Below are 23,075 nucleotides of genomic sequence, written 5' to 3' on the forward strand. Positions count from 1 at the left end.
TCACTTCCCCCAGCTCAAAACCATAGGATCCAACGGCCGCAGCAGGTCGATCAGACGCGAGCGGATGGCGGGATGCAACGGCGGAATTGGGTGGCGGCAAAATTCTGATTTGATTACGCCGCCTTCGACCATCGCGGCCTTGCACGATTGCCAGCCGCATTGACGGTTTTCGTGATTAATTGCCATGGCTACTCGACCATATGCGGCTGTCGCTTCGTCGATGCGTCCGGCATGGTGGTGGGTCAGCACCGGTTTGATCTGATCCACGATCATGCCCGAGGTCATCGAACCTGTTGCACCGGCATCCAAATCCGCCAGAAGGGTGATGGCCTCTTCGCCATCAAAAGGCGCTTCGATTGCGTCGCCACCCTGTTCTATCAGCGAACGGATTTTGTTGGCGGCACGGGGGCATTCGATCTTGAACAGCTTCACTTCCTCAATCTCTTGTGCCATTCGCACCAGCAGTGGCACAGGCAGATCCACGCCGGAAAGTGGTGCATCCTGCACCATGATCGGAATGCCGACCTCGCCAACAGATGCGAACTGCTCGAAGCTCTGTTCGGGTGTGCCTTTCAGAAGTGCACCATGATATGGCGGCATCATCATTACGATGTCAGCCCCCAAATCCTTGGCGAATTGCGCGCGCTCAACGGCTATCTGCGTGGCATAGTGGCTGATCGTTACGATGACCGGAACCCGTCCCGCGATATGTTCGACCGAAAGCCGCGCCAGTACTTCGCGTTCGGCATCCGAAATCAGAAACTGCTCCGAAAAGTTGGCCAGAACGCAGATTCCATCCGCCCCTTGATCAATCAGGCAGTCGAGCACCCGTTTCATACTTTCGAGATCAAGCGTCCCGTCATCATTGAACGGTGTTGGCGCAACCGGCCAGATACCTGCGTATTTCCGGTTCATTCCTTCACCTCGAAGTCATGCAGATGCTTGTCCGAGATCTCGATCCCGAGGCCGGGCTTGTTGTCGTCCAGATCCAGATAGCCATCCACGGCATCCGGGTCGCCTTCGAAGATGTAATAGAACAGCTCGTTTCCGACCTCGACGTCGAAGACCGGGAAGTATTCGCTGATCATGCAATTCGCATTGGCCATAGTCAGGTGATAATTGTGCATCTGACCTGCATGCGGGATGACCGGAACCTGGAAAGCTTCGGCGACGGCGTTGATCTTTTGCGCGGCCGTGATGCCACCCACGCGGTTCGTGTCATATTGCAGCACACTGACGGCTTTCTTTTGGATCAGATCCTTGCAGCCGATGAGCGAAAATTCATGCTCCCCGCCCGAGATGGGCACGATATTCATAGCATTCAGTTCACGGTATCCTTCCACATCGTCGGCAATCACCGGTTCTTCCAGCCAGCGCGGTTCGTACTTCGCAAGCTTGGGCAGCATCCGCTTGGTGTAATCGACGTTCCAGCCCTGATAGCATTCCAGCATCAGGTCTACATCATAGCCAATAACTTCACGCACCGCTTCCACGCGTTTGAGGTTTTCCCGCATGCCGGTCATGCCGTCCTTGGGGCCCCAGCCAAACCGCATCTTGTAGCCTTGATATTTGTTCTTCCTGGCCTCTTCCGCCTCGGCCTGCATCGCTTCGATGGGCCCCGAATAGAGCTTAGAATAGTAGACCGGTATCTTTTCCTTGGTGCGACCGCCCAGCAACTTGAACACAGGCTTGCCCGCCAGTTTGCCCATTAGGTCCCAGATGGCGATGTCGACAGCAGAAATCGCGGTCATTCCGATACCTTTGCGGCCCCAAGCATGCGAGCGGCGGTACATCTTTTCCCAAAGGTAGGCATAGTCGAATGGGTCCTCGCCGATCACCATGGGCGCGAACCATTCGTCGATGGCCTTTTTCACAACACCTGGCGCTAGTGCAGCGTTGCCGATGCCGACTGTGCCATCTTCGGTTTCAATCTCGCAGGTCAGCCACTGGTGAAACCGGAAAGAGGACATCGCATCGCCCTTTTCCCACAACAAGTCGCTGGCGTTGGTGCAGAAATTACCCTGCGGTGGAACGGTCTTGCCTTTCCAATTCCAGACACGGGTGCGGACGGATTTGATCTTGGTCATTGTTATTCTCCGGTCGACTTAAGCGGCGAGCGTTGTTTGAAAAGGCGTCCCCACAGCAGCGGGCCAAACAGAGCCAGGACCGTAAGAACAAAGAAGAAGAGCGTCAGTGGACGGGTCAGCATGAGCCACCATTTTTCGTCCAGCATCACCATCGACTGACCGAGGCGTGTTTCCAGCATACCGCCCAGGATCAGGCCGATGGCCATGGGCACCACGGAAAAACCATAACGGCGCATGAAGAAGCCCAGTATCCCCGAGCCGATGGCGATCCAGACATCCAGCATGGATTGTTCCAGCGCATAGGCACCCACGATCGAGAAGATGAAGACACAAGGCCACAAGATCTGGATCGGGATCAGCGTGACGCGGGCAAAGATCTTGGCACCCCACAGTCCGATGAAGAAGAACAAGATGTTCACCAGCATCATCGACCAGAAGATTGCGAAGGCAAAGTCGGCCTGTTCGGTAAACATCGTAGGGCCGGGTCGCAGGCCATGCACCATCAGACCGGCGAGGATCACAGCAGCCGTCGGGCTGCCTGGAATCCCCAGCGCAAGAGTCGGAACCATCGCCCCACCCGTGGCCGAGTTGTTTGCTGCCTCGGACCCAGCGATACCTTCGAGAGATCCATTGCCAAACTCTTCAGGCCTCTTCGACCAGCGCTTGGCCTCGTTATAGCCGATCATCGAGGCTACCGTCGCACCTTCAGCTGGCAGAATGCCGATGAACGTGCCAATACCGGACGACCGCAAAATGGTTTTCCAAACCCGCGAGTAGTCTTCGCGCGATGGCAAGCGGATGGCCTTCATGATGACGCGCTTGCGCTCCACATGCAGGTTATCGGCCTGGACGAGCAGTTCTGAGATGCCGAACACACCGATCATGACGGGCACAAATGGAATACCTTCGCTCAGCTCGTTCAGGCCGAAGGTGAAACGCTCGATCGAGGTCAGCAGATCGATGCCGACAGTTGCGATCAGCACGCCAAACGCGCCGGACAGGATGTTCTTGACCGGCGATCCATCTCCAATTGTTGCCAGCATCGACAGACCGAAAACTGTCAGCGCAAAGTATTCAGGCGGTGCAAAGTTATACGCAGCCCGCGCCATCAATGGGGCAGCGGCCATCAGGCACACGACCGAGATAATTCCTCCAATGGTCGAGGAGACAGCGGCCATCCCCAGCGCGCGGCCTGCCTCTCCCCTTTGCGCCAAGGGATAGCCGTCCAAGCAAGTGGTGGCACTGGCCGACGTCCCGGGCGTATTGATGAGAATTGCGGTGATCGCCCCGGCAAAAGTCGCCGCGCAATAAATTGTCGTCAGGATCGCGATGGCCGGAATGGGCTCCATCGTGATCGTAAAGGGAAGAAGCAGCGCAACACCTGTTGTCGCATTCAATCCCGGGAGAGCGCCGACCAACACCCCGCCCAGAGTCGCTGCAAATATCAACGCCAGTAGGTTGGGATCAGCAAGAGCCAAAAGGCCGTTCAGAGCAGCATCCATCGTCTTTACCCGTACCAGAGGTTGGTGAGGATCCCGCGCGGGAAGCGGACCTCGAATATACCGTTGAACAGGAAGAACACCGCCAGCGGCGCAATGATGCCGACCAGTACAAATGCCCAGACACGCCGCTCACCCCACAGGGCCGCGAGCGACACGGCAAACAGGCCCAGCCCCAGAAAGAGATCAATCTCGGCGATCAGCAGGAAACCGATCAGCAACCCGATTGTGGACTGCACAAGTCGCGAGAGCCTGGCAGGTGCCTCATCACGGTCCTTAAAAAGCAACCAGACTGACAGTAGAACGATCAGGCCGATTACCAGTTGAGGGAAATCTGACGGCTGCATGCCGCGTTTCAGGATCGGCGGAACGCGTTCGAATTGCGTCGAAAGCCAGAAGGCACAGGCACAAAACACCAAGACCCCCAATGGGACGGCGAGCTGCGCGAAACCGCGCTTTGGACCGTGTCCGGTATTCTCATTGGACTTTTGCATTAGTTGTACCTGTCCGCTCAAAAAGTGAGCGCGGCAAGCAACTGACCTGCCGCGCGTAAAGGGTCAGATTACTCGATGAAACCCAGCTCTTTCAGAGCGGATTCCATATCGGTGACCATAGTGGTGATCTGGTTGCCCCACTCATCGGAACCCACGACCGAAGTGCTGTCCAACCCGACGGATTCCAGGAAGCCTTGGTATACGCCATGGTTCATGGACTTCAGCAGGGAATCCTCGATCTTGACAGCAACATCATCGGGCGTGTCGGCGTGAACAACAAAGCCGCGAACCGTCGAGAAACTGACATCAATGCCCATCTCCTTGGCGGTTTTCACATCTGGCAGACCTGCCATACGCTCGTTGGCCAAAACAACGATGGGGCAAACGTCGCCTGCGTCGATCTGAGATCCGGCTTCGGCCAGGTTCAGAACAGCCGCGTCAACCGCACCTGCAACCAGTTGGGTCGCCAGTTCACCACCGCCTTCGAAGGGAACAATTTTCGGGGTCTGCATGCCGCCTTTCTTGGTGAACATGAACGCCGATACGTCGTCGATGTTGCCCAGGTGGGTGGTGCCATAACTGATTGGTGCTTCTTTCTGAGCTGCAACAAAGGCTTCGGCATCCTCATATGCACCGCAACGCACCATCAGGATCTGCGGGTCATCGGTACCGCGGGCGATCGGGCGGATATCGTCCAGAGACATCTTGGTCTTGCCTTTTGCAACTGTCGCCGCGTGACCGATGGTGAAGGTCAGGATCGTGTAACCATCCGCCGGGACGGTCAGGTAGTGGTCCATGGCGACTGCACCGCCGCCACCTTTCTTGTTTACGACAACCATGTCGGTGCCCAATTCGCGACGGGCGCGCAGCATCATCATGCGAGTGGTGACGTCAGTACCACCACCGTTTCCGGCATGGGTCACGACCTCGATGGTTTTGGATGGGTACTCATCAGCGGCGGCGATGGTCCCGGTCAGGGTCATGGCTGCAACCGAAACGGTGGCAAGAAACTTCATCATTTATCGATCCTCCTAAGTTCTCGAACCGGGCCTCCTCAGATCCGATTCGCAATCTCGCCCGGATTTCGTATCAGGTATTTGGAATTTGGTATACCAAAATATTTTATGAAGGCTCCTGCCTTATAATGGGAGAGAAAATAGGCACAGCTTTTTTCTATTCTTAGATGATGGACCGACCTCAACCCAAAGCTGACTTTCAACCGCCCAGCAATTTCAAAGAGTTTTTCAAGAATTTTGCGTCAGCTATTCGCTTGAGTAAGGCCAACCACGCTAACGCACACAACTTGTGCACTTTCAAAACGTTCGATCCGTTTAGACGAAATGCCGCTTTGGGCTCAGAGCGGTCGTTCGGGGCTATAGTCAAAAGACTGGTTAGCGGTTGCGAGCAGTCATTGGGACCGCTCGCGGGATAGATAGAGGTGACCACCTTTGAAGCACAGTTCGATGCGTCTTCAAGTTTTTATCCGAGACTCTACCGTCGTCTGATACTCTCGCGATTGCGTTCCCGACCTTCGATGTTGATCTGGTGATCTCAACCCCGTGCCCGGTAGAAACCCAGTCCCTTGCACCAGTTCAGAAAATGGGCAATGCTGTCGACTTGATCGTCGTTGCGTCCGCGTGGAAAGGACTGCAGCTCCCGTTTGAACGCTGCCAGCCAAGGTGCATCGTGTGCCTTTGACCATGACTTCTCCACGTCACGACACGACAATCTTTTTTGACAAGGTCATAGGTGAAGTCGAAATACTACTCGACTACAACAATTGCCAATCCGCCCATCTTTCTGAGGCGCCGGATCACTTCGCCAATCTGTTGGATTAGCTTCAGCTGAATGCCTTCGGTTGGCTCATTCAGCAGCAGTCTCAGCATCGCAATCAGCGCCCGCGCGATGGCCAGCTGTTGCTGCTTACCGCCAGAAAGGCCGCTCCCGCGCCAGTTCTGCATCGCAGTAAGTTTGGCAACTTACCTTTGACCCAAATTAGAAAGCCAGCGAGGTGTGCCTGTTTTTTCATCCAGGACTGACGTCTCTGTCTAATATTTAGCCACACGATATGGAAATAGGCAGTTTCAGACGCTGCAGATTAGCGTTCCGACCCTACAACAGAGAAACAAGAGGCACCAAAACGACGCTTTAAAGGTGCCCGATTACCCAAGCTGCTGCCATATTGCCGACGTACAATGCGCTGCCGCCCCGTGCTGCAGGCACCGTCTACTTGAGCACCAAGCAATTGGGCCAAAGGACCGTGCTAGACAAGTTTCGCCAGTCCGGGTCTTTGAAATGCCTGTTTCCCAGAACCCCGACGCCTGATCTTGATGCGGTTCTTCTGAACACTGCAGGTGGTGTGACAGGCGGCGATTCATTCCGGTTTTCAGGCAAGGCAGCGGAAGGCACCGCGCTGACACTGACGACACAAGCCTGCGAGCGTGCCTACAAGGCCCAATCTGAAGAACGTGCCCAGGTTATCAATCACCTGACAGTTGAAGCAGGAGCCCGCCTGAATTGGTTGCCGCAAGAGAGCATTTTGTTCAACGGCAGTGCTTTGGAACGACGCCTGAAGATCGACAAGCAACCGGGTGCCGAGGTTTTGATGGTAGAGCCGTTGGTCTTTGGGCGCGCCGCCATGGGCGAGACGTTGACCGATATCCGCTTAAGCGATCGGATCGAGATACGACACGAAGGAAAGCTGGTGTTCCTGGATGCGATGCGGTTCTCCGGTAATTGGCACTCTCACCTATCCAAGCCGCATATTGCAAACGGCGCAGGGGCGATGGCACTGATCGTCTTTGCATCGGAAGCTGCCGAAGGTCATTTGGATTCTATTCGCGGAATGCTGCCCGACGACGCCGGTGCAACACTAATCCAAAATGACCTGCTGGCTATCCGTGTTCTAGCCCACGACAGCTTGGCCCTTCGCCGCACTCTGGTCCCGGTTCTGCGCAGGCTGAACAAAGACACATTACCCCGTTGCTGGATTCTCTGAGATGAACCTGACCCCTCGTGAAAAAGACAAACTACTGGTTGCCATGGCTGCTGAGGTCGCCCGCAAACGGCTGGCCCGCGGTGTCAAGTTGAACCACCCCGAGGCCATTGCCCTGATTACCGACGCCGTGGTCGAAGGCGCGCGCGATGGCTGTTCAGTCGCCGATATGATGCAAGCCGGCGCCGAAGTGATCACCCGCGACCAATGCATGCAAGGCGTGCCCGAGATGATCCACGAGGTGCAGGTCGAAGCTACTTTCCCAGACGGCACTAAGCTTGTCACTGTTCACAACCCAATCCGCTAATTTCCAAGGAGTTCCAAATGAACCGAATGTTGTTTCCCGCTTTTATTTTGGCTGGTCCTGCTTTGGCCCATACGGATACCCATATTCATGCCCATGGCAGTGATTTCGCCCTGCTCGCAGCTGGGCTGGCATTGATCGCGGTCATCGCCATCACGGTCATATTGAATCTGCCTAAATGATCCCGGGTGAGATCATACCTGCCGAGGGTTCACTGACACTCAACGCAGGACGCAGCAGTCGTCTTGTTGTTGTCGCCAATACCGGTGATCGACCGGTGCAGGTCGGCAGCCATTACCATTTTGCCGAAGCCAACTCTGCCTTGGATTTTGATCGCTACGCGGCCTTGGGGATGCGGTTGGACATCCCGGCAGGCACGGCTGTGAGATTTGAGCCGGGCCAGACTCGCGAAGTCATACTGGTGCCAGTTGACGGGCGCCGGCACATCTACGGTTTCAATATGCATATCATGGGGGCTCTGAAAGATGCCGGGCAAGATCAGCCGAAGTGACTATGCGTCAATGTTCGGCCCCACGGTTGGTGACAAAGTACGATTGGCAGATACCGAACTGATCATCGAGGTTGAGAAGGACCTGATCGTTGAGCGCGCAACGGCTGCGCGTTTCAGCGAAACCGGGCACCGCGAAGATGTCTATGGGGAAGAGGTCAAGTTCGGTGGTGGCAAAGTCATTCGCGACGGGATGGGGCAATCTCAGGCCACCCGCGCCGAAGGGGCCGTGGATACGGTGATCACCAACGCACTGATCGTCGATTATTCCGGTATCTACAAAGCGGACGTTGGGTTGACGGGCGGGCGTATCGCCAAGATTGGGAAAGCCGGCAACCCCGATACGCAACCTGGCGTGGACATCATCATAGGCCCTGGTACTGAGGCAATTGCAGGAGAGGGTCGCATCCTGACGGCGGGCGGGTTCGACAGCCATATCCACTTTATTTGCCCGCAACAAATCGAGGACGCGCTGCATTCCGGCCTGACCACAATGCTGGGCGGCGGCACAGGGCCTGCGCATGGTACGCTGGCGACCACATGCACCCCTGGACCTTGGCATATCGGGCGGATGTTGCAGGCCGCTGATGCGTTTCCAATGAATCTAGCCTTTGCAGGTAAGGGCAATGCCTCTCTACCCGCTGGACTGGAGGAACAGATCAAAGCCGGAGCGTGTGCCCTGAAACTGCACGAAGACTGGGGAACAACCCCCGCCGCCATCGACTGCTGCCTGTCGACAGCCGATGCAATGGACGTGCAGGTGATGATCCACACTGACACGCTGAATGAATCAGGCTTTGTGGAAAACACCTTGGCGGCCATAAAAGGTCGCACGATTCACGCCTTCCACACTGAAGGCGCAGGCGGTGGACACGCCCCGGACATCATCAAGATCTGCGGCGAGAACTACGTTCTGCCGTCCTCGACCAATCCCACGCGGCCCTTCACAGTGAATACGGTCGAAGAGCATTTGGACATGCTGATGGTCTGTCATCACCTCGACAAGTCCATCCCCGAGGACGTGGCCTTTGCCGAAAGCCGCATCCGGCGCGAGACCATCGCAGCCGAAGATATCCTGCACGACATGGGCGCGTTCTCGATCATCGCGTCTGACAGCCAGGCCATGGGTCGGGTCGGAGAGGTATTGATCCGCACTTGGCAAACCGCCGATAAGATGAAGAAACAGCGCGGTCGTCTACCCGAAGAAACCGGTGAGAACGACAACTTTCGCGTCCGCCGCTACATCGCGAAATACACCATCAACCCAGCCATTGCCCACGGCCTCAGCCATGAGATTGGTAGCATCGAAGAAGGCAAGCGCGCCGACTTAGTCCTATGGAACCCTGCCTTTTTCGGAGTGAAGCCCGAGATGGTTCTGCTGGGCGGCACGATTGCGTGTGCGCAGATGGGCGATCCCAACGCGTCTATCCCCACTCCGCAGCCTGTCTATAGCCGCCCCATGTTTGGCGCATATGGTCGGTCGGTAGAAAACTCGGCGATCACATTTGTCTCGCAAGCCGCCTATGCGGACGGGATCGGTGATGCACTGGGATTGGCAAAACAGACCGTCGCCGTCCAAAACACGCGTGAGATCGGCAAGCAGGATCTTCTGCTGAACAACGCGACGCCGCAAGTCGAAGTTGATCCGGAAACCTACGAAGTCCGGGCGGATGGCGAGTTGCTGACCTGCCAACCCGCCGAAGTCCTGCCAATGGCGCAACGATACTTTTTGTTCTGATCAAAAATGTGCTGAGTTGCGGCCCGCGCAAGGCTGAAATGACCAAACACGCTCTTCTAAATGAGGCCACTATGACAAATATTAAATCCAATGGGAGGACCAACATTTACGAGGGTCCAAATGGCACACTCAACAGCACAAACACACGCACGCTTTTCGCTGCCAAATTTGATCGCATCCATCGGATCGTCAATCTACTCGGCCCTGATCAGCGTGGCCGAAGCTCAATCACGCGTCCGGCAAGTCGAATTCCTGCAATCACTGAGCGACGAAGAGTTGAAAAAGCGCGGCCTGGCGCGCGAACGGATCGTGCATCGGGTATTTTCGGACTCAATCTGGCTCTGACCATTCCCCCTGCAGAGGAGGCGACGGTATGACCGCCCTGCTCTGTATTGCACGTAAGTATTCGGATCACACGCATGGCGATCCAGCAGACTGTCTGTCATTAACCTATGACGACCGCTTTTTGCGGCGCAAGGTTTTGACCTGCGAAAGTGGCGAACAGATTCTCATCGATCTGGCACAAACGACTTCGTTGAACCACGGTGGCGCTTTGGTTCTGGATGACGGTCGCGAAGTGGAAATACAGGCTGCACCCGAAGCGTTGCTGGAGGTTAAAGCCCCGGACCTGACGCGCATTGCTTGGCATATCGGCAATCGCCACACGCCCTGCCAAATCGAAAAGGATCGGCTTCTGATTCAGGTCGATCATGTGATCCGAGACATGCTTCTGAAAATCGGAGCCTCGGTTCGGGAGGTTCACGAACCGTTCACCCCCGAAGGTGGGGCCTATGGCCACGGCAGGACTCATGGCCACGCCCACTGACGCTGATATCCTTACGCTAACCCAGTGGTTGTCTCCGGCATATCCCGTAGGGGGCTTTGCCTATTCTCATGGGCTGGAAGCTGCAATTGACGAGGGAGCTGTCTCCAGTTCACAAGATACCCAAGCCTGGGTTTCACATGCGCTGGAACATGGATCTGGATGGAATGACGCTCTGTTCGTAGTGTCCGCATACAACGCTCAGGATAAAGATGAACTTATCAGTGTCGATGCCAAAGCGAGGGCCATCTGCGCGTCATCTGAAAGAAAAATGGAAACCGAATTGCTGGGACAAGCATTCGGGAGGGTCACAGGAAACGTCTGGGAACTAGATATCCAACAATATGCCTACCCAGTTTCAGTAGGCCACGCCGCGCGTCTGCAGGGCCTCCCCATGTTACTGGCGACAAAGATGTATTTACAAGCATTTGCAAGCAACTTGGTCGCCTGCGCAACGCGCCTAGTGCCGCTGGGCCAAACCGATTCTCAGAGACTGATACGTAATTTGACACCGCTATGCGCTCATATCGCCGAAAAAGCGCAAATGGCAGGCTTAGAAGAACTGAGTTCGACTGCGTTCCTGACGGACATAGCGTCGATGAAACACGAAACACAGTATTCAAGGATATTCCGTACATGAACAATATGAACGGCCCTCTTCGCGTTGGCATCGGTGGTCCGGTTGGAGCCGGAAAGACCACTTTGACTGCTGCCTTATCTGAAGCTCTGCGCGACGTCTGTTCGGTGAGTGTCATCACCAATGACATTTATACTCAGGAGGACGCTGAAGCATTGATGCGTATGCAAATTCTTCCCCAAGATAGAATTATCGGCGTCGAAACGGGCGGTTGCCCACATACAGCGATCCGCGAGGATGCATCGATCAACCTAGCAGCGGTCGCTGAAATGCAGGAACGCCATCCCGATCTCGATATTGTTCTTATCGAAAGCGGCGGCGACAACCTGTCGGCTACTTTCAGCCCGGAGCTCGCGGACCTTACAATCTATGTGATTGACGTCGCCGCTGGTGAGGAAATCCCACGAAAGGGCGGACCGGCCATAACAAAGTCCGACATCCTGGTCATAAACAAAACGGATCTGGCGCCGCATGTTGGCGCTTCACTGGAGGTCATGGAAAGAGACGCAGTCAGAATGCGCAAAGGACGGCCTTTTTTGTTTTCGTCCCTTCGTCACAAAAAAGGGGTTGACGCAATTGTTGACCTCTTGGTGAAGCGGGGTGGGTTAACAATTTCAGAAGCGAATTAGCACCCAGAACGAAGATGCCAAATTGTCGGCACCTGAAGTCGATTGGAGAGGCCGAAAGTACAGTCTTTCATTTCCTCGTTCGTCTGGACGTTATCTTTTTTCTTCACCTACCTGTTGTCTGTACAGGAAGAGCAATAAGCTCAGCCATACAACTACACACAACCAAGCCATTTTTCGAGGCCGGTTTTTTGCGCGCTCTGCGAGTTTCACCCTCCGATATTTCTGCGTGATGCCCGAAAGTTCGGACACGATGCTGCGCTTTGTCATGGTTGTTAGTGCTTTTGCAGAAATTTCTCCGCAGGGCGCGAAACTGCGACGTCCGCTTTGGGCTCAAAGCGGACGCTCGACAAATTTGACTGATCGTCTGCTTCGCGGACAAAGTAGCCATGTAGCAAGAGTCCCGTAGTGCGATTGCTTGAATGGTCCCTGCACGACCAAACAGCGTCGCGGCAACTCTGGCTTGTTTTAAACAAACTACTCGCGCAACATCTACGAACGTCCGGAACCAATTGGGAGTTTGGCATGGCGGAGCTACGCGAAATTGGTAACACAGGGATACGGGTTCCTCGTATCGGGTTTGGGTCGACAGGGTTGGGCAGTATTCCGGAGATCTATGGGTATGAAGTTGAGGAAGACCGCGCGATTGATACAATTCGGGCAATTCTTTCGCAGCCAAATTCGTTCCTGGACACATCCCGTTGCTATGCCATGGGACGAAGTGAAGAGCGCATAGGTAAAGTCATTCGTGAGCTTGGCGGTTGGCCGGCCGGGCGGGTGCTTTCCACCAAAGTCGACCGGGATATGGAAACCGGTGCTTTTGATGCTTCTCAGACACGTAGGTCATTCGAGGAAAGTATTTCGGCCCTAAGTGTCGACAGCGTCGATATACTCCACGTCCATGATGTCGAATATGCAAATGATCTATCTGAGGTCAAAGGACGGGGTGGCGCGATTGAAGAGTTATTCCGCATCAAGGAGGAAGGTCTGGCAAAGGCGGTCGGAATCGCAGCGGGACGTATCGACTTGATGATGCCAATTTTGGAGGGTTGGGATTTTGACGTAGTCCTGACACACAACCGGCATACGCTGGTAAACGACAACGCGGCACCTCTGATAGAACTCGCGAAGTCACGAGCGGTTTCGATATTGAACGCGGCACCTTATTCCGGGGGTGCGCTTGCCCGAGGCAGCGCGATCCATCGCTTTTATGTCTATCGACCTGCAGATGATGAAGTACTTGCGCCAATACGTGCTGTTGAAGAGATATGCGGGCACTACGATGTCCCAGTCGGGGCGGTCGCGTTGCAACACTCTTTGAAAAATGACGACATCACTTCGACGATTTGCGGAGTGACATGGCCTCAGCATGTTCAACAGGCAATGGAATGGGCAGAGTGGTCCATCCCTGAAGGTGTTTGGGAGGACCTCGCTGAGCTCGGGAAATCTTCGGAGGATCCAGAGGCTTAGGGTTAAATCCTTGAAGGGGCAGTATCGCGAACAAGGCGGAAGATCATTCGAGACTTGATATGGTGCTTAGACCGATTTTCGAAAAGGAAACAGTGTCCTCAGTACCTGCCAGTCTCGGCAAGGCCAAAAAGTCAAAGGGATCAATATGATTGCATTACTATTTGCGTTGTTCACATGCGCCTTGGGGCTAGCTTACTATAAACTCGTCCGCCTTTCATACGCCCTATTCGTAGTAACGCTTTTGGCGAGCGTTTATTGGCTCAAATTTCATGCAACAACGCCGCTTTCAATCCAATTGTGAGATCGTTCCATGTCACCTGAATTCGCCCGAAACATGAACGCGCTTGGTGCCTTGGCTGTCTGCCTAGTGTTGGTTCTTGCATTCTATTTTCAACTTGTTCTCTACGAATTACCCTGTCCGTTGTGTCTATTGCAGCGTGTCGGTTTCGTGGCCGTGGGGTTTGGGCTCGGGCTAAATCTCTTGTGGGGCACGCGTGCAAGGAACTACGGAATCGTCCTTGTGGCAGCAATATTTGGCATCAGCGTTTCGATCCGCCAAATCCTACTGCACATAGTGCCCGGCACCGGGCACTATGGGTCTCCGGTTCTTGGTCTACATTTCTACACTTGGGCTGGCATAGCCTTCGGTTTGATAATACTCGGGACCGCAGTGATGCTTGTCTTTGAAAAGCAATATGATCTGGCTGCGGACGTTAGGGCATCGGAACGGTTCGGTGGAAGCAAGTTGGCCAAAACGGCATTCATGTTGATCTTGGTTTTGGCAGTTGCCAACGCAGGCTCAGCTCTACTGGAGTGTGGACCAGGTATTTGCGACGATCCGCCAACAGATTACAAGTTTTTGGATAAGCTTGAGTAAGCAACGAAAACTTACGTCAAGGAGAGAGCTTGTGCGCAGTTTTTCCGGTGTTTTACCCTCCAAAATCAAAGAGGAAATACAAAAGCGAACTCTGCTTCATTTTGATCACAAATAACTACCAACAAGCAAATTAACGACCAGAAACAAAGTATATGGTCAATGTTAAGGCAGTTACCGCTTTGGGCTCGGTGCGTTCAATCGCCGAAATGTTGCGAGCAACCGCTCTGCGGACAAAGCTGACTTTTGCGAATGGACAAGGCATGTCCGCTCAACGCCTGTCTCCGACATTGGCGTCAGGATGTCTGATAGCACGCTAAACTTAATTTGAGCTCATGTTTCCCAAGGAGGCTTTGCGCCAATCTCTGTTACCAGAAAGTCCATGAACACCCGCACTTTTGGGGACAGAACGTTGGACTTTGGATAGATCAGCCACAAGACATTGTCTTCGCTGGCCTCAAAGTTTGGAAGAACCCGTACCAAACGGCCTGACTTCAGTTGTTCATGCACGCTCCATCTAGCATTCAAGGAAATACCGGCCCCGGCCAATGTGGCGCGAACCTGGCTTTGACCGTCATCGATAATCAATTGGCCTTTGGCTGACGTAGGATCGAAAGCAGCGTTTTCGCCTGCCGGTCCTATCAGTGACCGCGGTTGGAGGTTTTGGAATGCGATCAGACGGTGGTTTATCAAATCGGCTGGTGCATCGGGAACGCCGTGCGTATCGAGGTAGTGTGGCGCAGCACAAAGAATACGCTGGTCATCAGCCAGTTTGCGGCCCTTCAGGCTGGTGTCGACAAGTGGCGCGTTCCTGAGCGCCAGATCATAGCTACCTTCGATCAGGTCGAACTGCACATCTGAAAGGCGCAGATCGAGTGTGAGGTCGGGATGCTGTTCAAGGAACTTAGGCAGGATTGGCGCGATGTAAAGCTGTGCAAAACTGCTTGGTGCAGCAAACCGCAATGTACCCTTGATCGTTGTCGTTTGCTTGCCCAATGCAGCAAGTGCTGCCTCTTCTTGCGCAATGATCTCACGGGCGAAGGGCAGAAAATCGGCTCCTTCTACCGACAGCGACACTTTGCGCGTCGTGCGGTGCAAAAGCTCGAAGCCCAGGTTCTGCTCCAGCTTGGCAAGCCTTGCGCTGGAGACTGCTGGGGCCATGCCAAGGTCACGCCCCGCCGCGCTGATGTTCAGCATTTCTGCAGCCTTGACAAACAATCGAAGCGCGTCCGTGTCCAAGCCCATTATATTTATTATCCGAATTAACAATCCATTATTAGGCAGTTTATCTGCAATTTGATCAGCATTAAATCCCTTTCACAGATACAGCAGAGCTTAGGCGGGAGGCGCAAATGACACAGAAAACCCTAGTCAACTACCATGTTCACAAATCCTACCGGCAAGCCTTTGAACTTGATGCTGGCGGGGTCGCAGGGAAACTGATTTCCCCTGAACTGATCGCGACATCCATTGTGCTAGCGGACAACCGCACAACGACGTCGTCGGTTTCATTTGCGTGTGATGCCGTTGAAATCACGGCGCTGGAAACGCAGGTCTTAGACTTTGCAGGCGATAGCTGGGAACCAATATACGATACAGAACTTAAGGCGATGCTGCAGGACAGGCTGGGTGCGCGAGAGGTGATGGTTTTTGATCATACCGTTCGGGTGGATGACCCTGAAGCAATGCGTAAATCAGCGCGCAATGTCCACAGCGACTACAGCAAGGACGGAGCCGAACAGCGGCTTGTCGATCTGCTGGGTGCCGAGGCCGCAGCGGAATGGGCGCAAGATCACTACGCGTTTGTCAATGTATGGCGCCCTTTGGATCATCCCATCAATTCTGCGCCACTTGGATTCGTTCGCCCATCATCGGTTGACCCGTCTGATTGGATTCTGTTGGACCTGATCTATCCTGACCGCGTGGGACAAATCATGGGGTTGGTGGGAAACCCCAAACATGAGTGGATCTATCAATCCAAGATGACGCCGGATGAGGTCGCGATCTTCAACATCTATGACAATCAAGGCCTGCCGTCGATTGCGCATAGTGCGCTTGATATGGTCGAGGACCCAAATGTCACGACCATTCGCAAAAGCATCGAAAGCCGCACTTTGGTGCGCTATTAAAGGAGCGCCAGATATGTTGGATAAAACGCAGCAAGTTGAGTTTGACCAAATCAATGCGGCCTATAACCGGGTGTTCCGTCTCGGACGACTGAGCGTTGGCCTTGTGTTGCCTCTCGAAGCCTATGCAGTCGGCGCAGAGCCGACGCTACGAGGGCACCTGGAAGCGGCTCAGAAAGCCGAGGAGCTTGGGTTTGCAGCACTTTGGCTGCGCGACGTGCCCTTCAATGTACCAAGCTTTGGTGACCCCGGGCAGGTATTCGATCCATTTGTCTATCTGGGTGCACTGGCAACGGCGACGGAGCGGATTGCGCTTGGAACGGCGAGCGTGATCCTGCCATTGCGTCACCCCGCCCATGTGGCCAAGGCAGCGGCGACGGCAGATGTGCTCTCGGGCGGGCGGTTGCTCTTGGGCGTTGCCTCCGGTGATCGGCCCCAGGAGTACCCGGCGACAAACCAGAGTTATGATGACCGGGGCGGTCGTTTCCGCGACAGCGTTGACTACATTCGTGCGGTTGGTTCGGCCTATCCCAAGCATGAAAATGCACAGGGCAAACTGCGTGGCGGGATTGATCTGTTGCCAAAGCCGCATGGAACGCGCCTACCTATGCTCATTACCGGTGGTAGCCAACAATCACCCGATTGGGTGGCGCAGAACGGAGATGGTTTGATGACCTATCCGCGTACTGCTGCGGCTCAAGGTCAAGTCATCGCAGTTTACCGCAGACGTGTGAAGGCGGCGGGTCAAGCGGATAAGCCTGTTATGCAATCGCTCTATGTCGATCTCGTTGCTGATCCAGCTGCCCCTCCTCGCCCGATCCATCTTGGGTTTCAATCTGGCACTGACTTCCTTCGCAGCTATCTGCGCGAGATTGAAATGCTCGGGGTCAATCACGTCGCACTGAACCTTAGGTTCAATCAAGCGCCCATCGAGGCGACCCTCGAACACTTGGCGCATACTGTGCTGCCTGACTTTTCCTGAAGGATCAGACCGATGACCAAAACTATTCTCGTTACAGGTTCAACCGACGGCATTGGCCTGCTGACGGCAAAGAAGCTTGCTGCCGATGGGCACAAAGTTCTCCTCCATGGACGCAGTGCCTCCAAATTGGAGCGCGCGGCTGCCGCCGTCGGAGACGATGTCGAAACCTATACCGCTGATCTGAGCGACCTGTCCGCGGTTCGAAAACTGGCCGAAAACGTTCGGGCCAAGCATCACAATCTGGATGTGTTGATTAACAACGCAGGTGTGCTTAAAGCCCCCCAAACCGTGCTTGAAAATGGTCAGGACATCCGCTTTGTGGTGAACACGCTTGCACCGTTTCTGCTGACCGAATTGCTGCTGCCGATCATTCCCGCCGACGGGCGTGTCGTGAACCTGTCATCGGCAGCTCAGGCTCCGGTGAACATCAAGGCCATGCAGGGCAATGTGCCACTGGCGGATATGGAAGCCTACGCCCAAAGCAAGTTGGCGATCACTATCTGGACACGCGAATGGGCCAAATCGCTGTCCAATGCGCCTGTGGTGGTCGCGGTAAATCCCGGATCACTTCTGGCCTCAAAGATGGTGAAAGAAGGCTTTGGCCTCGCCGGGAACGATATGAATATCGGTGCTGATATCTTGATTGACGCAGCCTTGGGTGCACGGTTCGCTGACGCGTCAGGCGCCTATTTTGACAATGACAGCGGGGCTTTCGCTGATCCGCATGCCGCAGCGCGCGACAAGAACCACGCTGCCGACATCATGAACACAATCAAACTCTTGATCAGCCGGACGGGCTGACCATTCCGGCGCGAAAGCGCCGCGCATCTCCGCCTTTAACACTCCCCTATCCCTCACGCATGCCGCGTTGAGGCCCAAGAAAGGACTGCCTGATGAAGTATGAGAACTTCCAAACCTTTGACGTAGCCGTCGAAAACGGTATCGCCACGGTCACCTTCAACTTTGGCTCCGTGAACGTGCAGGGCCAGGAAATGCTGGCCGATCTCAACAGTCTGGCCATGCGGCTAGAGCGGGACCGCGACACCAAGGTCGTGATATTTCAATCCGCCAATCCGGAAATCTGGGTCTGCCACTACGACACCGACCTGCTCAAGGACATGTCGACTGAGGTCGTATCCCGCGAGGATGCCCAGCTTTTGGACCTGCAGTCGGTCTGCGAGCGGATCAGCAAGGTGCCACAGGCCACCATCGCAAAGCTGGAAGGGTTCGCACGCGGCGGCGGTCACGAATTGGCGTTGGCGCTGGATATGCGCTTTGCGGCACGGGGCAAGTACAAGTTTATGCAGATGGAAGTTGGAATGGGCATCCTGCCCTGCGGCGGCGGCGCTTCGCGCATGGCGCGCCAGACGGGTCTTGGCAAAGCGCTTGAAATCATCCTGAGCGCGCAAGACTACGATGCGGATGATGCAGAACGTCTGGGCACCATCAACAAGGCGTTGGAGCCGGATGAAATTGGTCCCTATGTGACCGTACTGGCCGAACGGATTGCAAAATTCCCAGCTGAGTCGATCAATGCGTGCAAGAAGATGGTCTACGAATCAATCGACAAACCCATTGATGAGGCGCTTAAAGCCGAGGCTTATTGGCTCTATCAGGCCACCAGCAAAACCCCGGCGGTCAAACGTTTCACCATCGCGGATGAACAAGGTCTGGAACACGACATCGAAAACCAGCGCAAGTGGGGCGATCTGGTTATGCAGGTGCAGGACATCAACTGACCCCCCTAACCAAATCAACGCGTAAGAAAAGGAATACCCCAATGAAGGCAATGGTTTTGAACACCTACGGACCCGATGCACCGTTCGAGCTTGCTGAAATTCCCGACCCGGTCGCGACTTCTGGACATGTGCTCGTCAAAGTGGCCGCAGTCAGCGTCAACACCGTCGACACAATGATCCGAAACATGGGCGCGAACCTACCTCTGTCTCCACAATTGCCCGCCGTGCTTGGCATGGACTTCGCTGGCACGGTCGTTGCGATTGGCGACGGTGTGACAGGTTTTGCGATAGGCGATGAGGTGTACGGTTGTGCTGGTGGATTGATGGATGTCCCGGGAGCTCTAGCAGAGTATACTAATGCCGATGCCCGCCTGATTGCCCACAAACCCAGGACGCTGAGCATGCGGGAAGCCGCAGCGCTGCCTCTCGTCGGCATCACCGCCTACGAAGGGCTGACCCGCGCTGGTGTTGGCGAGGGGCAGACTGTGCTGGTACAAGGCGGCGCCGGTGGCGTTGGTCATATTGCCATCCAAATCGCCCGCCACCTTGGTGCCAAAGTGTCCGCAACAGGTCGCGGCGAGGATCAGTTGGCCCTGATCGAAGAGCTGAGCGCTCACGCAATAGATTTCACAACGCAAAGGGTCAAGGACTACGTGGCTGATCACACCGAAGGTGTTGGCTTCGATATGGTGTTTGATAGCGTTGGCGGTCCGAACATGACGAACTCGTTCGAAGCCGCCAGGCTCAATGGCCATGTCGCCTCAACGGTCGCGATGGTCGAGATTGATTTGACGCCTGTGCATTTCAAAGGTCTGTCTCTGCATGTCGTTTTCATGCTGATCCCGATGATGCACGATGTCGGGCGGCAAACACATGGCGACATCCTGAGGAAACTGGCGGAACTGGCGGATGACGGAGCGCTCAAACCGATTGTCGACGAACAGAAGTTTGGATGGTCTGACGTCGGCGCAGCCTATGCGCACCTGACAAATGGGTCTAAGGTCGGAAAAGTCGTAGTGGAGCTGTGATAAGTTTCAACTGAGATTGGTGCCCGCAATACGACCTTGCGCACCAACTCAGTTTGAGCTGCAATTTATGTCAACTATCAGTGCTTAGCAGACCTTCGTGCAAAGCGCAGCATCGGTCGATTTGGGCTCGTGGCAGACGTTCGCTCAATTCCACTCAATGACTGCGATGCGGACTATCTCCGGTTGCTTCAATCTCCCGCCAAGTAATCGTTGATTGCGTCTATTGTCGCGTATGTGAAATCATCGTAGAACGCGCCTGTCGATTGAGGTTGTGAAGCTTGCCTGATGAAGGCCGTGTTGTTAGCCCGATCAATGTAAATCCACTGACCGTGAATGCCGAGCGCGGTGAAGGCTTCACGGCCTTCGTTGTGACGCACCCACCATTGTGCACGATAGCTACCTTCTCCATCTGGCATTTCGTTGACATTGGGACCATTCGTCCAGGCGTCTCTATCACCCCCTGTTTCCAACGCTTCGATTACGGCCTCAGGTACGACGACTTCACCGTTCACCATTCCATCATTCAGCATCATGGCAGCAAATCGTGCCAAGTTGTGCGGTGTTGCATTCAACCCGCCACCAGCAAATAGGGTGCCATTTTGATCAAGCAAAACGTAGGTCTCACCCTCAGCGCCGACCTTCTCCATAAGTTCTGTGAGTTGGTCAAAGAAAGACTGATCTGTCACACGATTGGTGACCCAGTTGACCACGTCCGTTTTCGGGGTTTGGTAGTGAAACACTTCTCCATGCGCATGCTCGGGATCAATGTCCAGGGTCGGCAAATACCCATAAATGCTATCAGGCAAGTCCTCTCCAGGGTTGGAGGGAAGCAGGCCAAGAACGCGTCCATACTGTTGGATACCGGAATTGGGGTCAGCATATTCTTCCGTGAATGCCATCGAATTAGTCATATCCAGAGCTTGGCCAAAGGTTGCTTCTCCAAAAGCTCCAGAGGGTGCCAGTTCCGGAATGATTTCTTTCAAAAGAGCGTCTTCTTGAACAAGCCCTGCATCGACGGCCATCAAGCCAAAGAGACCTGCAAAGGACTTAGTCACCGACATCATTTGATGCGGTTGATCGGCGTGCATGCCGTTTAGATATCTTTCGAAGACAATAGTGTCGCCCCTCAGAACCAAAAACGCATCTGTGTAAGTTTGCTCTAGGAAATCATCGAGACCGACATTCTCGCCATCTGGATGGGCGATACTCAGTCTTTCAATCCCTCCGTCTGGGGAGACCCTTAGCTTGCGTGGCACTGTGGAGGGAGGGATGTTCGCCGAAGGATAGAATTGGCGCATGTTTTGGTAGGACCATCGATTGTATGGCACGCCAAACAACGCGTTGTTGCGCGTGACACGCTTGTCGGCTGGAGGCGGAAAGCCTTGCATAAGACCGAGTTCATTATGTGTGGCGTAGGGATTGTCTCCATGCTCATCGGCTGACGAAAAAGTCGCTGAAATAACAATGATTGCAACTGTTGTGGTAAGCGTTTTGATTAACATATTTTTGAACCCTCCCAAGATGAAATTAACACATCAGGTTTTTTGAACGTTCGCAACTTTCTTGCGCGAGCAACTCTGGAGGAATTGAAAAATGAAAGTCCGTTCTGGGCTCAGAGCCGCCGTTCGCTTCGTTCTGTCTGAATGACCGCTTTGCGGACAAAGCCGCCCTTCGTGCCGATGTTGTCAAACACAGCAAACGACCCATTCCTGATGTCACCACGTTGGGGCTCGGCCAACCTGTGGAGGCATTCTCGACGTTTGCCCCCGGCGGTTAGGCAGAGATGACAGGTTTGGCCATCATTTCTGGCGAGGATCTGGGCTTCGTCATAACTCACCACCTGACAAGGATTGTGTTGGTGATCATTGGTGCGCCGATAGCAGCCCACCTTATCCTGCGCTGGTCAAAACCTCGGGGTTGATCATGTGGATGGGAGCGCCTTCAGCATAAGCGTTCACCTGATCGAAAATGTCTGAGAATTGCAGGTCGAATTCGTCCTCGGTCACAAAACCTATATGTGGTGTCGCAATCAGGTTTGGGAGCAATAGCAAAGGGTCATTCGGGTCGGTGAGCGGCTCAGTATCGAAGACATCAATCGCGGCCTTGCCCGGGCGGCCGGCATTTAGCCCCTCAAGCAATGCACCCCTTGCGATAAGGCCTGCACGTGATGTATTCACAAAAAGTGCTCCAGGTTGCATCTGCGCGAAATCCGACGCGGTGATGATGCCGTGTGTGTTTGGCTTCAGGCGAACATGGACTGAGACAACATCACTTTGAGCAAAGAACGCTTCGCGGTTTGCGGCGACCTGAACGCCATCTGCATGCGCTCTCGCCCGACCTTCGTCCGAGGACCACCAGACCACATTCATCCCGAACGCCTCGGCGTAGCCAGCAACAGCGCGGGCGATACGGCCATATCCATACAGCCCCAGTTTCCTCCCCTTCAGGGTCTTACCAACTCCGGCCTGCCAATGCCCGGTTTTGACCGAGGCCATCTGCGCAGGCAAATCGCGCATCCCCGCCATGATCAGCGCCCATGTCAGTTCGGCTGCGGCATATGAAGGCGTGCCGCCATGCATGTTCGAACACAGCAGCACTCCGTTATCCGAGCATGCCTGCACGTCGACATGCGGGTATACGCTGCGCTGACTGACCAATTTCAGGTTCGGGAGTTTTTCAACCAAATCGCGGGTGATCTTGGTTCGTTCGCGAAACAACACCAACGCCTCAGCCTCCTGCAAGCGTTCAGCCAATTTGCTGGTATCCTCGACATGATCTGTCCAGACCTTCACGTTGTGGCCAGATAGCTTTTCAAAACAGGGCAGGCCCTGCAGTGTGTCAAACCAATCATCCAGAATGTGAACTTTCATCGACTTCCTATACCCTACTCGGTGCTCAGTTTTCTTGGCGTCGGCACAGAATGACGCGTGTCGAGTGCTTCGAGCGCATTGCGAACCCGTTCGCGTTGATCCAGCAAATGGTTGAATTGCTCATCACACCCGGCAATCGGTGTTGGGTATTCCGCGATGTCCCTCCGCAGAGCCGACTGCGCCAGCCTGAGCTCCTGACGCGCGATATCAAGGCATTCAGAATAGTCGTCCATCGGGATATCCTCAAAATGTATACTATTGTATACTGAATGAGA

27 protein-coding genes and 1 pseudogene are annotated in these 23,075 nt (G+C 54.6%); 18 read left to right on the plus strand and 10 right to left on the minus strand.

The window, feature by feature from the left end; translation table 11 throughout:
* The 6 genes from ACR0JW_RS22175 to ACR0JW_RS22200 form a co-directional block, all read right to left on the minus strand.
* Positions 1–915 (minus strand): dihydrodipicolinate synthase family protein, encoded by a 915-nt coding sequence (locus tag ACR0JW_RS22175; RefSeq protein WP_480714465.1) that lies wholly within the window; start codon positions 913–915, stop codon positions 1–3.
* Complete coding sequence (locus ACR0JW_RS22180) at positions 912–2,087, minus strand: L-rhamnonate dehydratase (protein WP_480714466.1); 1,176 nt, start codon at positions 2,085–2,087, stop codon at positions 912–914. Before ACR0JW_RS22180 ends, ACR0JW_RS22175 begins: the two co-directional genes overlap by 4 nt.
* Before the next feature lie 2 nt (positions 2,088–2,089).
* Complete coding sequence (locus tag ACR0JW_RS22185; protein ID WP_170808133.1) at positions 2,090–3,589, minus strand: tripartite tricarboxylate transporter permease; 1,500 nt, start codon at positions 3,587–3,589, stop codon at positions 2,090–2,092.
* Between the two features lie 5 nt (positions 3,590–3,594).
* Positions 3,595–4,080 (minus strand): tripartite tricarboxylate transporter TctB family protein, encoded by a 486-nt coding sequence (locus ACR0JW_RS22190; protein WP_480714467.1) that lies wholly within the window; start codon positions 4,078–4,080, stop codon positions 3,595–3,597.
* Between the two features lie 68 nt (positions 4,081–4,148).
* Positions 4,149–5,099, minus strand: a complete 951-nt coding sequence (locus ACR0JW_RS22195; RefSeq protein ID WP_170613888.1) for a tripartite tricarboxylate transporter substrate binding protein — start codon at positions 5,097–5,099, stop codon at positions 4,149–4,151.
* A gap of 744 nt (positions 5,100–5,843) precedes the next feature.
* Positions 5,844–6,041, minus strand: coding sequence for an ATP-binding cassette domain-containing protein (locus tag ACR0JW_RS22200; RefSeq protein WP_170682695.1), 198 nt, complete (start codon positions 6,039–6,041; stop codon positions 5,844–5,846).
* Positions 6,042–6,340: 299 nt separating this feature from the next.
* Here ACR0JW_RS22200 and ACR0JW_RS22205 point away from each other — a divergent pair, with 299 nt between their 5' ends.
* From ACR0JW_RS22205 to ACR0JW_RS22260, 12 genes are all read left to right on the plus strand, one after another.
* Positions 6,341–7,078: an urease accessory protein UreD gene (locus tag ACR0JW_RS22205; RefSeq protein ID WP_480714468.1), complete on the plus strand. Its 738-nt coding sequence runs from the start codon at positions 6,341–6,343 to the stop codon at positions 7,076–7,078.
* Between the two features lies 1 nt (position 7,079).
* Positions 7,080–7,382 (plus strand): urease subunit gamma, encoded by a 303-nt coding sequence (locus ACR0JW_RS22210; RefSeq protein ID WP_170613846.1) that lies wholly within the window; start codon positions 7,080–7,082, stop codon positions 7,380–7,382.
* Between the two features lie 17 nt (positions 7,383–7,399).
* Complete coding sequence (locus ACR0JW_RS22215; protein ID WP_170613844.1) at positions 7,400–7,561, plus strand: hypothetical protein; 162 nt, start codon at positions 7,400–7,402, stop codon at positions 7,559–7,561.
* A complete protein-coding gene (locus ACR0JW_RS22220) occupies positions 7,558–7,890 on the plus strand; it encodes an urease subunit beta (RefSeq protein WP_170613842.1) in 333 nt (110 codons plus the stop codon). Before ACR0JW_RS22215 ends, ACR0JW_RS22220 begins: the two co-directional genes overlap by 4 nt.
* On the plus strand, positions 7,865–9,625 hold the full coding sequence (gene ureC, locus ACR0JW_RS22225) for an urease subunit alpha (RefSeq protein WP_170682696.1): 1,761 nt from the start codon (positions 7,865–7,867) through the stop codon (positions 9,623–9,625). The genes ACR0JW_RS22220 and ureC overlap by 26 nt, the downstream gene beginning before the upstream one ends.
* 168 nt (positions 9,626–9,793) lie before the next feature.
* The gene (locus ACR0JW_RS22230; RefSeq protein WP_170682697.1) at positions 9,794–9,970 is read left to right on the plus strand and encodes a DUF1127 domain-containing protein; all 177 of its coding nucleotides are present in this window, start codon (positions 9,794–9,796) and stop codon (positions 9,968–9,970) included.
* Positions 9,971–9,998: 28 nt separating this feature from the next.
* Complete coding sequence (gene ureE, locus ACR0JW_RS22235) at positions 9,999–10,451, plus strand: urease accessory protein UreE (protein ID WP_170682698.1); 453 nt, start codon at positions 9,999–10,001, stop codon at positions 10,449–10,451.
* Positions 10,417–11,088 carry an urease accessory protein UreF gene (locus tag ACR0JW_RS22240; protein WP_480714469.1) on the plus strand — a complete coding sequence of 224 codons (672 nt, stop codon included), beginning with the start codon at positions 10,417–10,419 and terminating at the stop codon, positions 11,086–11,088. Before ureE ends, ACR0JW_RS22240 begins: the two co-directional genes overlap by 35 nt.
* Positions 11,085–11,714: an urease accessory protein UreG gene (gene ureG, locus ACR0JW_RS22245; protein ID WP_170682699.1), complete on the plus strand. Its 630-nt coding sequence runs from the start codon at positions 11,085–11,087 to the stop codon at positions 11,712–11,714. The genes ACR0JW_RS22240 and ureG overlap by 4 nt, the downstream gene beginning before the upstream one ends.
* A gap of 522 nt (positions 11,715–12,236) precedes the next feature.
* The gene (locus ACR0JW_RS22250; RefSeq protein WP_480714470.1) at positions 12,237–13,181 is read left to right on the plus strand and encodes an aldo/keto reductase; all 945 of its coding nucleotides are present in this window, start codon (positions 12,237–12,239) and stop codon (positions 13,179–13,181) included.
* A gap of 145 nt (positions 13,182–13,326) precedes the next feature.
* Positions 13,327–13,482 carry a DUF5993 family protein gene (locus tag ACR0JW_RS22255; RefSeq protein ID WP_425084400.1) on the plus strand — a complete coding sequence of 52 codons (156 nt, stop codon included), beginning with the start codon at positions 13,327–13,329 and terminating at the stop codon, positions 13,480–13,482.
* A gap of 9 nt (positions 13,483–13,491) precedes the next feature.
* Positions 13,492–14,058 (plus strand): disulfide bond formation protein B, encoded by a 567-nt coding sequence (locus tag ACR0JW_RS22260; RefSeq protein WP_170379215.1) that lies wholly within the window; start codon positions 13,492–13,494, stop codon positions 14,056–14,058.
* Between the two features lie 330 nt (positions 14,059–14,388).
* On the opposite strand, the gene ACR0JW_RS22265 is transcribed toward ACR0JW_RS22260, so the two are convergent.
* Complete coding sequence (locus ACR0JW_RS22265) at positions 14,389–15,294, minus strand: LysR family transcriptional regulator (protein WP_480714483.1); 906 nt, start codon at positions 15,292–15,294, stop codon at positions 14,389–14,391.
* 113 nt (positions 15,295–15,407) lie between these two features.
* Here ACR0JW_RS22265 and ACR0JW_RS22270 point away from each other — a divergent pair, with 113 nt between their 5' ends.
* From ACR0JW_RS22270 to ACR0JW_RS22290, 5 genes are all read left to right on the plus strand, one after another.
* Positions 15,408–16,184 carry a CmcJ/NvfI family oxidoreductase gene (locus tag ACR0JW_RS22270; protein WP_480714471.1) on the plus strand — a complete coding sequence of 259 codons (777 nt, stop codon included), beginning with the start codon at positions 15,408–15,410 and terminating at the stop codon, positions 16,182–16,184.
* Positions 16,185–16,197: 13 nt separating this feature from the next.
* A complete protein-coding gene (locus tag ACR0JW_RS22275) occupies positions 16,198–17,163 on the plus strand; it encodes an LLM class oxidoreductase (RefSeq protein WP_480714472.1) in 966 nt (321 codons plus the stop codon).
* Positions 17,164–17,175: 12 nt separating this feature from the next.
* Positions 17,176–17,964 (plus strand): SDR family NAD(P)-dependent oxidoreductase, encoded by a 789-nt coding sequence (locus tag ACR0JW_RS22280; RefSeq protein WP_480714473.1) that lies wholly within the window; start codon positions 17,176–17,178, stop codon positions 17,962–17,964.
* 92 nt (positions 17,965–18,056) lie between these two features.
* Entirely contained in the window at positions 18,057–18,902 is an 846-nt protein-coding gene (locus tag ACR0JW_RS22285) for an enoyl-CoA hydratase/isomerase family protein (protein ID WP_480714474.1), read from the plus strand.
* 41 nt (positions 18,903–18,943) lie between these two features.
* Positions 18,944–19,930, plus strand: coding sequence for a zinc-dependent alcohol dehydrogenase family protein (locus ACR0JW_RS22290; RefSeq protein WP_480714475.1), 987 nt, complete (start codon positions 18,944–18,946; stop codon positions 19,928–19,930).
* 188 nt (positions 19,931–20,118) lie between these two features.
* Here ACR0JW_RS22290 and ACR0JW_RS22295 read toward each other — a convergent pair whose 3' ends face one another.
* Complete coding sequence (locus ACR0JW_RS22295) at positions 20,119–21,432, minus strand: serine hydrolase domain-containing protein (protein ID WP_480714476.1); 1,314 nt, start codon at positions 21,430–21,432, stop codon at positions 20,119–20,121.
* A gap of 212 nt (positions 21,433–21,644) precedes the next feature.
* On the opposite strand from ACR0JW_RS22295, the pseudogene ACR0JW_RS22300 reads away from it, so the two are divergent.
* Positions 21,645–21,851: pseudogene (locus ACR0JW_RS22300) on the plus strand (AbrB family transcriptional regulator); the annotation flags it as partial.
* On the opposite strand, the gene ACR0JW_RS22305 reads toward ACR0JW_RS22300, so the two are convergent.
* Both ACR0JW_RS22305 and ACR0JW_RS22310 read right to left on the minus strand, forming a co-directional pair.
* On the minus strand, positions 21,820–22,800 hold the full coding sequence (locus ACR0JW_RS22305; protein WP_170681093.1) for a D-2-hydroxyacid dehydrogenase family protein: 981 nt from the start codon (positions 22,798–22,800) through the stop codon (positions 21,820–21,822). The pseudogene ACR0JW_RS22300 and the gene ACR0JW_RS22305 overlap by 32 nt on opposite strands.
* A gap of 14 nt (positions 22,801–22,814) precedes the next feature.
* Positions 22,815–23,033, minus strand: a complete 219-nt coding sequence (locus ACR0JW_RS22310) for a hypothetical protein (protein ID WP_170681095.1) — start codon at positions 23,031–23,033, stop codon at positions 22,815–22,817.
* Positions 23,034–23,075: the final 42 nt, after the last annotated feature.

It is taken from the genome of Ruegeria sp. BG6 (assembly GCF_056538465.1).

Bases quoted from the DNA above. Each gene is read 5' to 3' on its own strand.
- ACR0JW_RS22175 (WP_480714465.1), bottom strand. From the start codon at position 915: ATGAACCGGAAATACGCAGGTATCTGGCCGGTTGCGCCAACACCGTTC.
- ACR0JW_RS22180 (WP_480714466.1), bottom strand. From the start codon at position 2,087: ATGACCAAGATCAAATCCGTCCGCACCCGTGTCTGGAATTGGAAAGGC.
- ACR0JW_RS22220 (WP_170613842.1), top strand. From the start codon at position 7,558: ATGATCCCGGGTGAGATCATACCTGCCGAGGGTTCACTGACACTCAAC.
- ureE (WP_170682698.1), top strand. From the start codon at position 9,999: ATGACCGCCCTGCTCTGTATTGCACGTAAGTATTCGGATCACACGCAT.
- ACR0JW_RS22260 (WP_170379215.1), top strand. From the start codon at position 13,492: ATGTCACCTGAATTCGCCCGAAACATGAACGCGCTTGGTGCCTTGGCT.
- ACR0JW_RS22250 (WP_480714470.1), top strand. From the start codon at position 12,237: ATGGCGGAGCTACGCGAAATTGGTAACACAGGGATACGGGTTCCTCGT.
- ACR0JW_RS22270 (WP_480714471.1), top strand. From the start codon at position 15,408: ATGACACAGAAAACCCTAGTCAACTACCATGTTCACAAATCCTACCGG.
- ACR0JW_RS22240 (WP_480714469.1), top strand. From the start codon at position 10,417: ATGGCCACGGCAGGACTCATGGCCACGCCCACTGACGCTGATATCCTT.
- ACR0JW_RS22215 (WP_170613844.1), top strand. From the start codon at position 7,400: ATGAACCGAATGTTGTTTCCCGCTTTTATTTTGGCTGGTCCTGCTTTG.
- ACR0JW_RS22185 (WP_170808133.1), bottom strand. From the start codon at position 3,589: ATGGATGCTGCTCTGAACGGCCTTTTGGCTCTTGCTGATCCCAACCTA.
- ACR0JW_RS22310 (WP_170681095.1), bottom strand. From the start codon at position 23,033: ATGGACGACTATTCTGAATGCCTTGATATCGCGCGTCAGGAGCTCAGG.
- ACR0JW_RS22290 (WP_480714475.1), top strand. From the start codon at position 18,944: ATGAAGGCAATGGTTTTGAACACCTACGGACCCGATGCACCGTTCGAG.
- ACR0JW_RS22190 (WP_480714467.1), bottom strand. From the start codon at position 4,080: ATGCAAAAGTCCAATGAGAATACCGGACACGGTCCAAAGCGCGGTTTC.
- ACR0JW_RS22200 (WP_170682695.1), bottom strand. From the start codon at position 6,041: ATGCAGAACTGGCGCGGGAGCGGCCTTTCTGGCGGTAAGCAGCAACAG.
- ureC (WP_170682696.1), top strand. From the start codon at position 7,865: ATGCCGGGCAAGATCAGCCGAAGTGACTATGCGTCAATGTTCGGCCCC.
- ACR0JW_RS22210 (WP_170613846.1), top strand. From the start codon at position 7,080: ATGAACCTGACCCCTCGTGAAAAAGACAAACTACTGGTTGCCATGGCT.
- ACR0JW_RS22275 (WP_480714472.1), top strand. From the start codon at position 16,198: ATGTTGGATAAAACGCAGCAAGTTGAGTTTGACCAAATCAATGCGGCC.
- ACR0JW_RS22305 (WP_170681093.1), bottom strand. From the start codon at position 22,800: ATGAAAGTTCACATTCTGGATGATTGGTTTGACACACTGCAGGGCCTG.
- ACR0JW_RS22285 (WP_480714474.1), top strand. From the start codon at position 18,057: ATGAAGTATGAGAACTTCCAAACCTTTGACGTAGCCGTCGAAAACGGT.
- ACR0JW_RS22295 (WP_480714476.1), bottom strand. From the start codon at position 21,432: ATGTTAATCAAAACGCTTACCACAACAGTTGCAATCATTGTTATTTCA.
- ACR0JW_RS22280 (WP_480714473.1), top strand. From the start codon at position 17,176: ATGACCAAAACTATTCTCGTTACAGGTTCAACCGACGGCATTGGCCTG.
- ACR0JW_RS22195 (WP_170613888.1), bottom strand. From the start codon at position 5,099: ATGATGAAGTTTCTTGCCACCGTTTCGGTTGCAGCCATGACCCTGACC.
- ACR0JW_RS22255 (WP_425084400.1), top strand. From the start codon at position 13,327: ATGATTGCATTACTATTTGCGTTGTTCACATGCGCCTTGGGGCTAGCT.
- ureG (WP_170682699.1), top strand. From the start codon at position 11,085: ATGAACAATATGAACGGCCCTCTTCGCGTTGGCATCGGTGGTCCGGTT.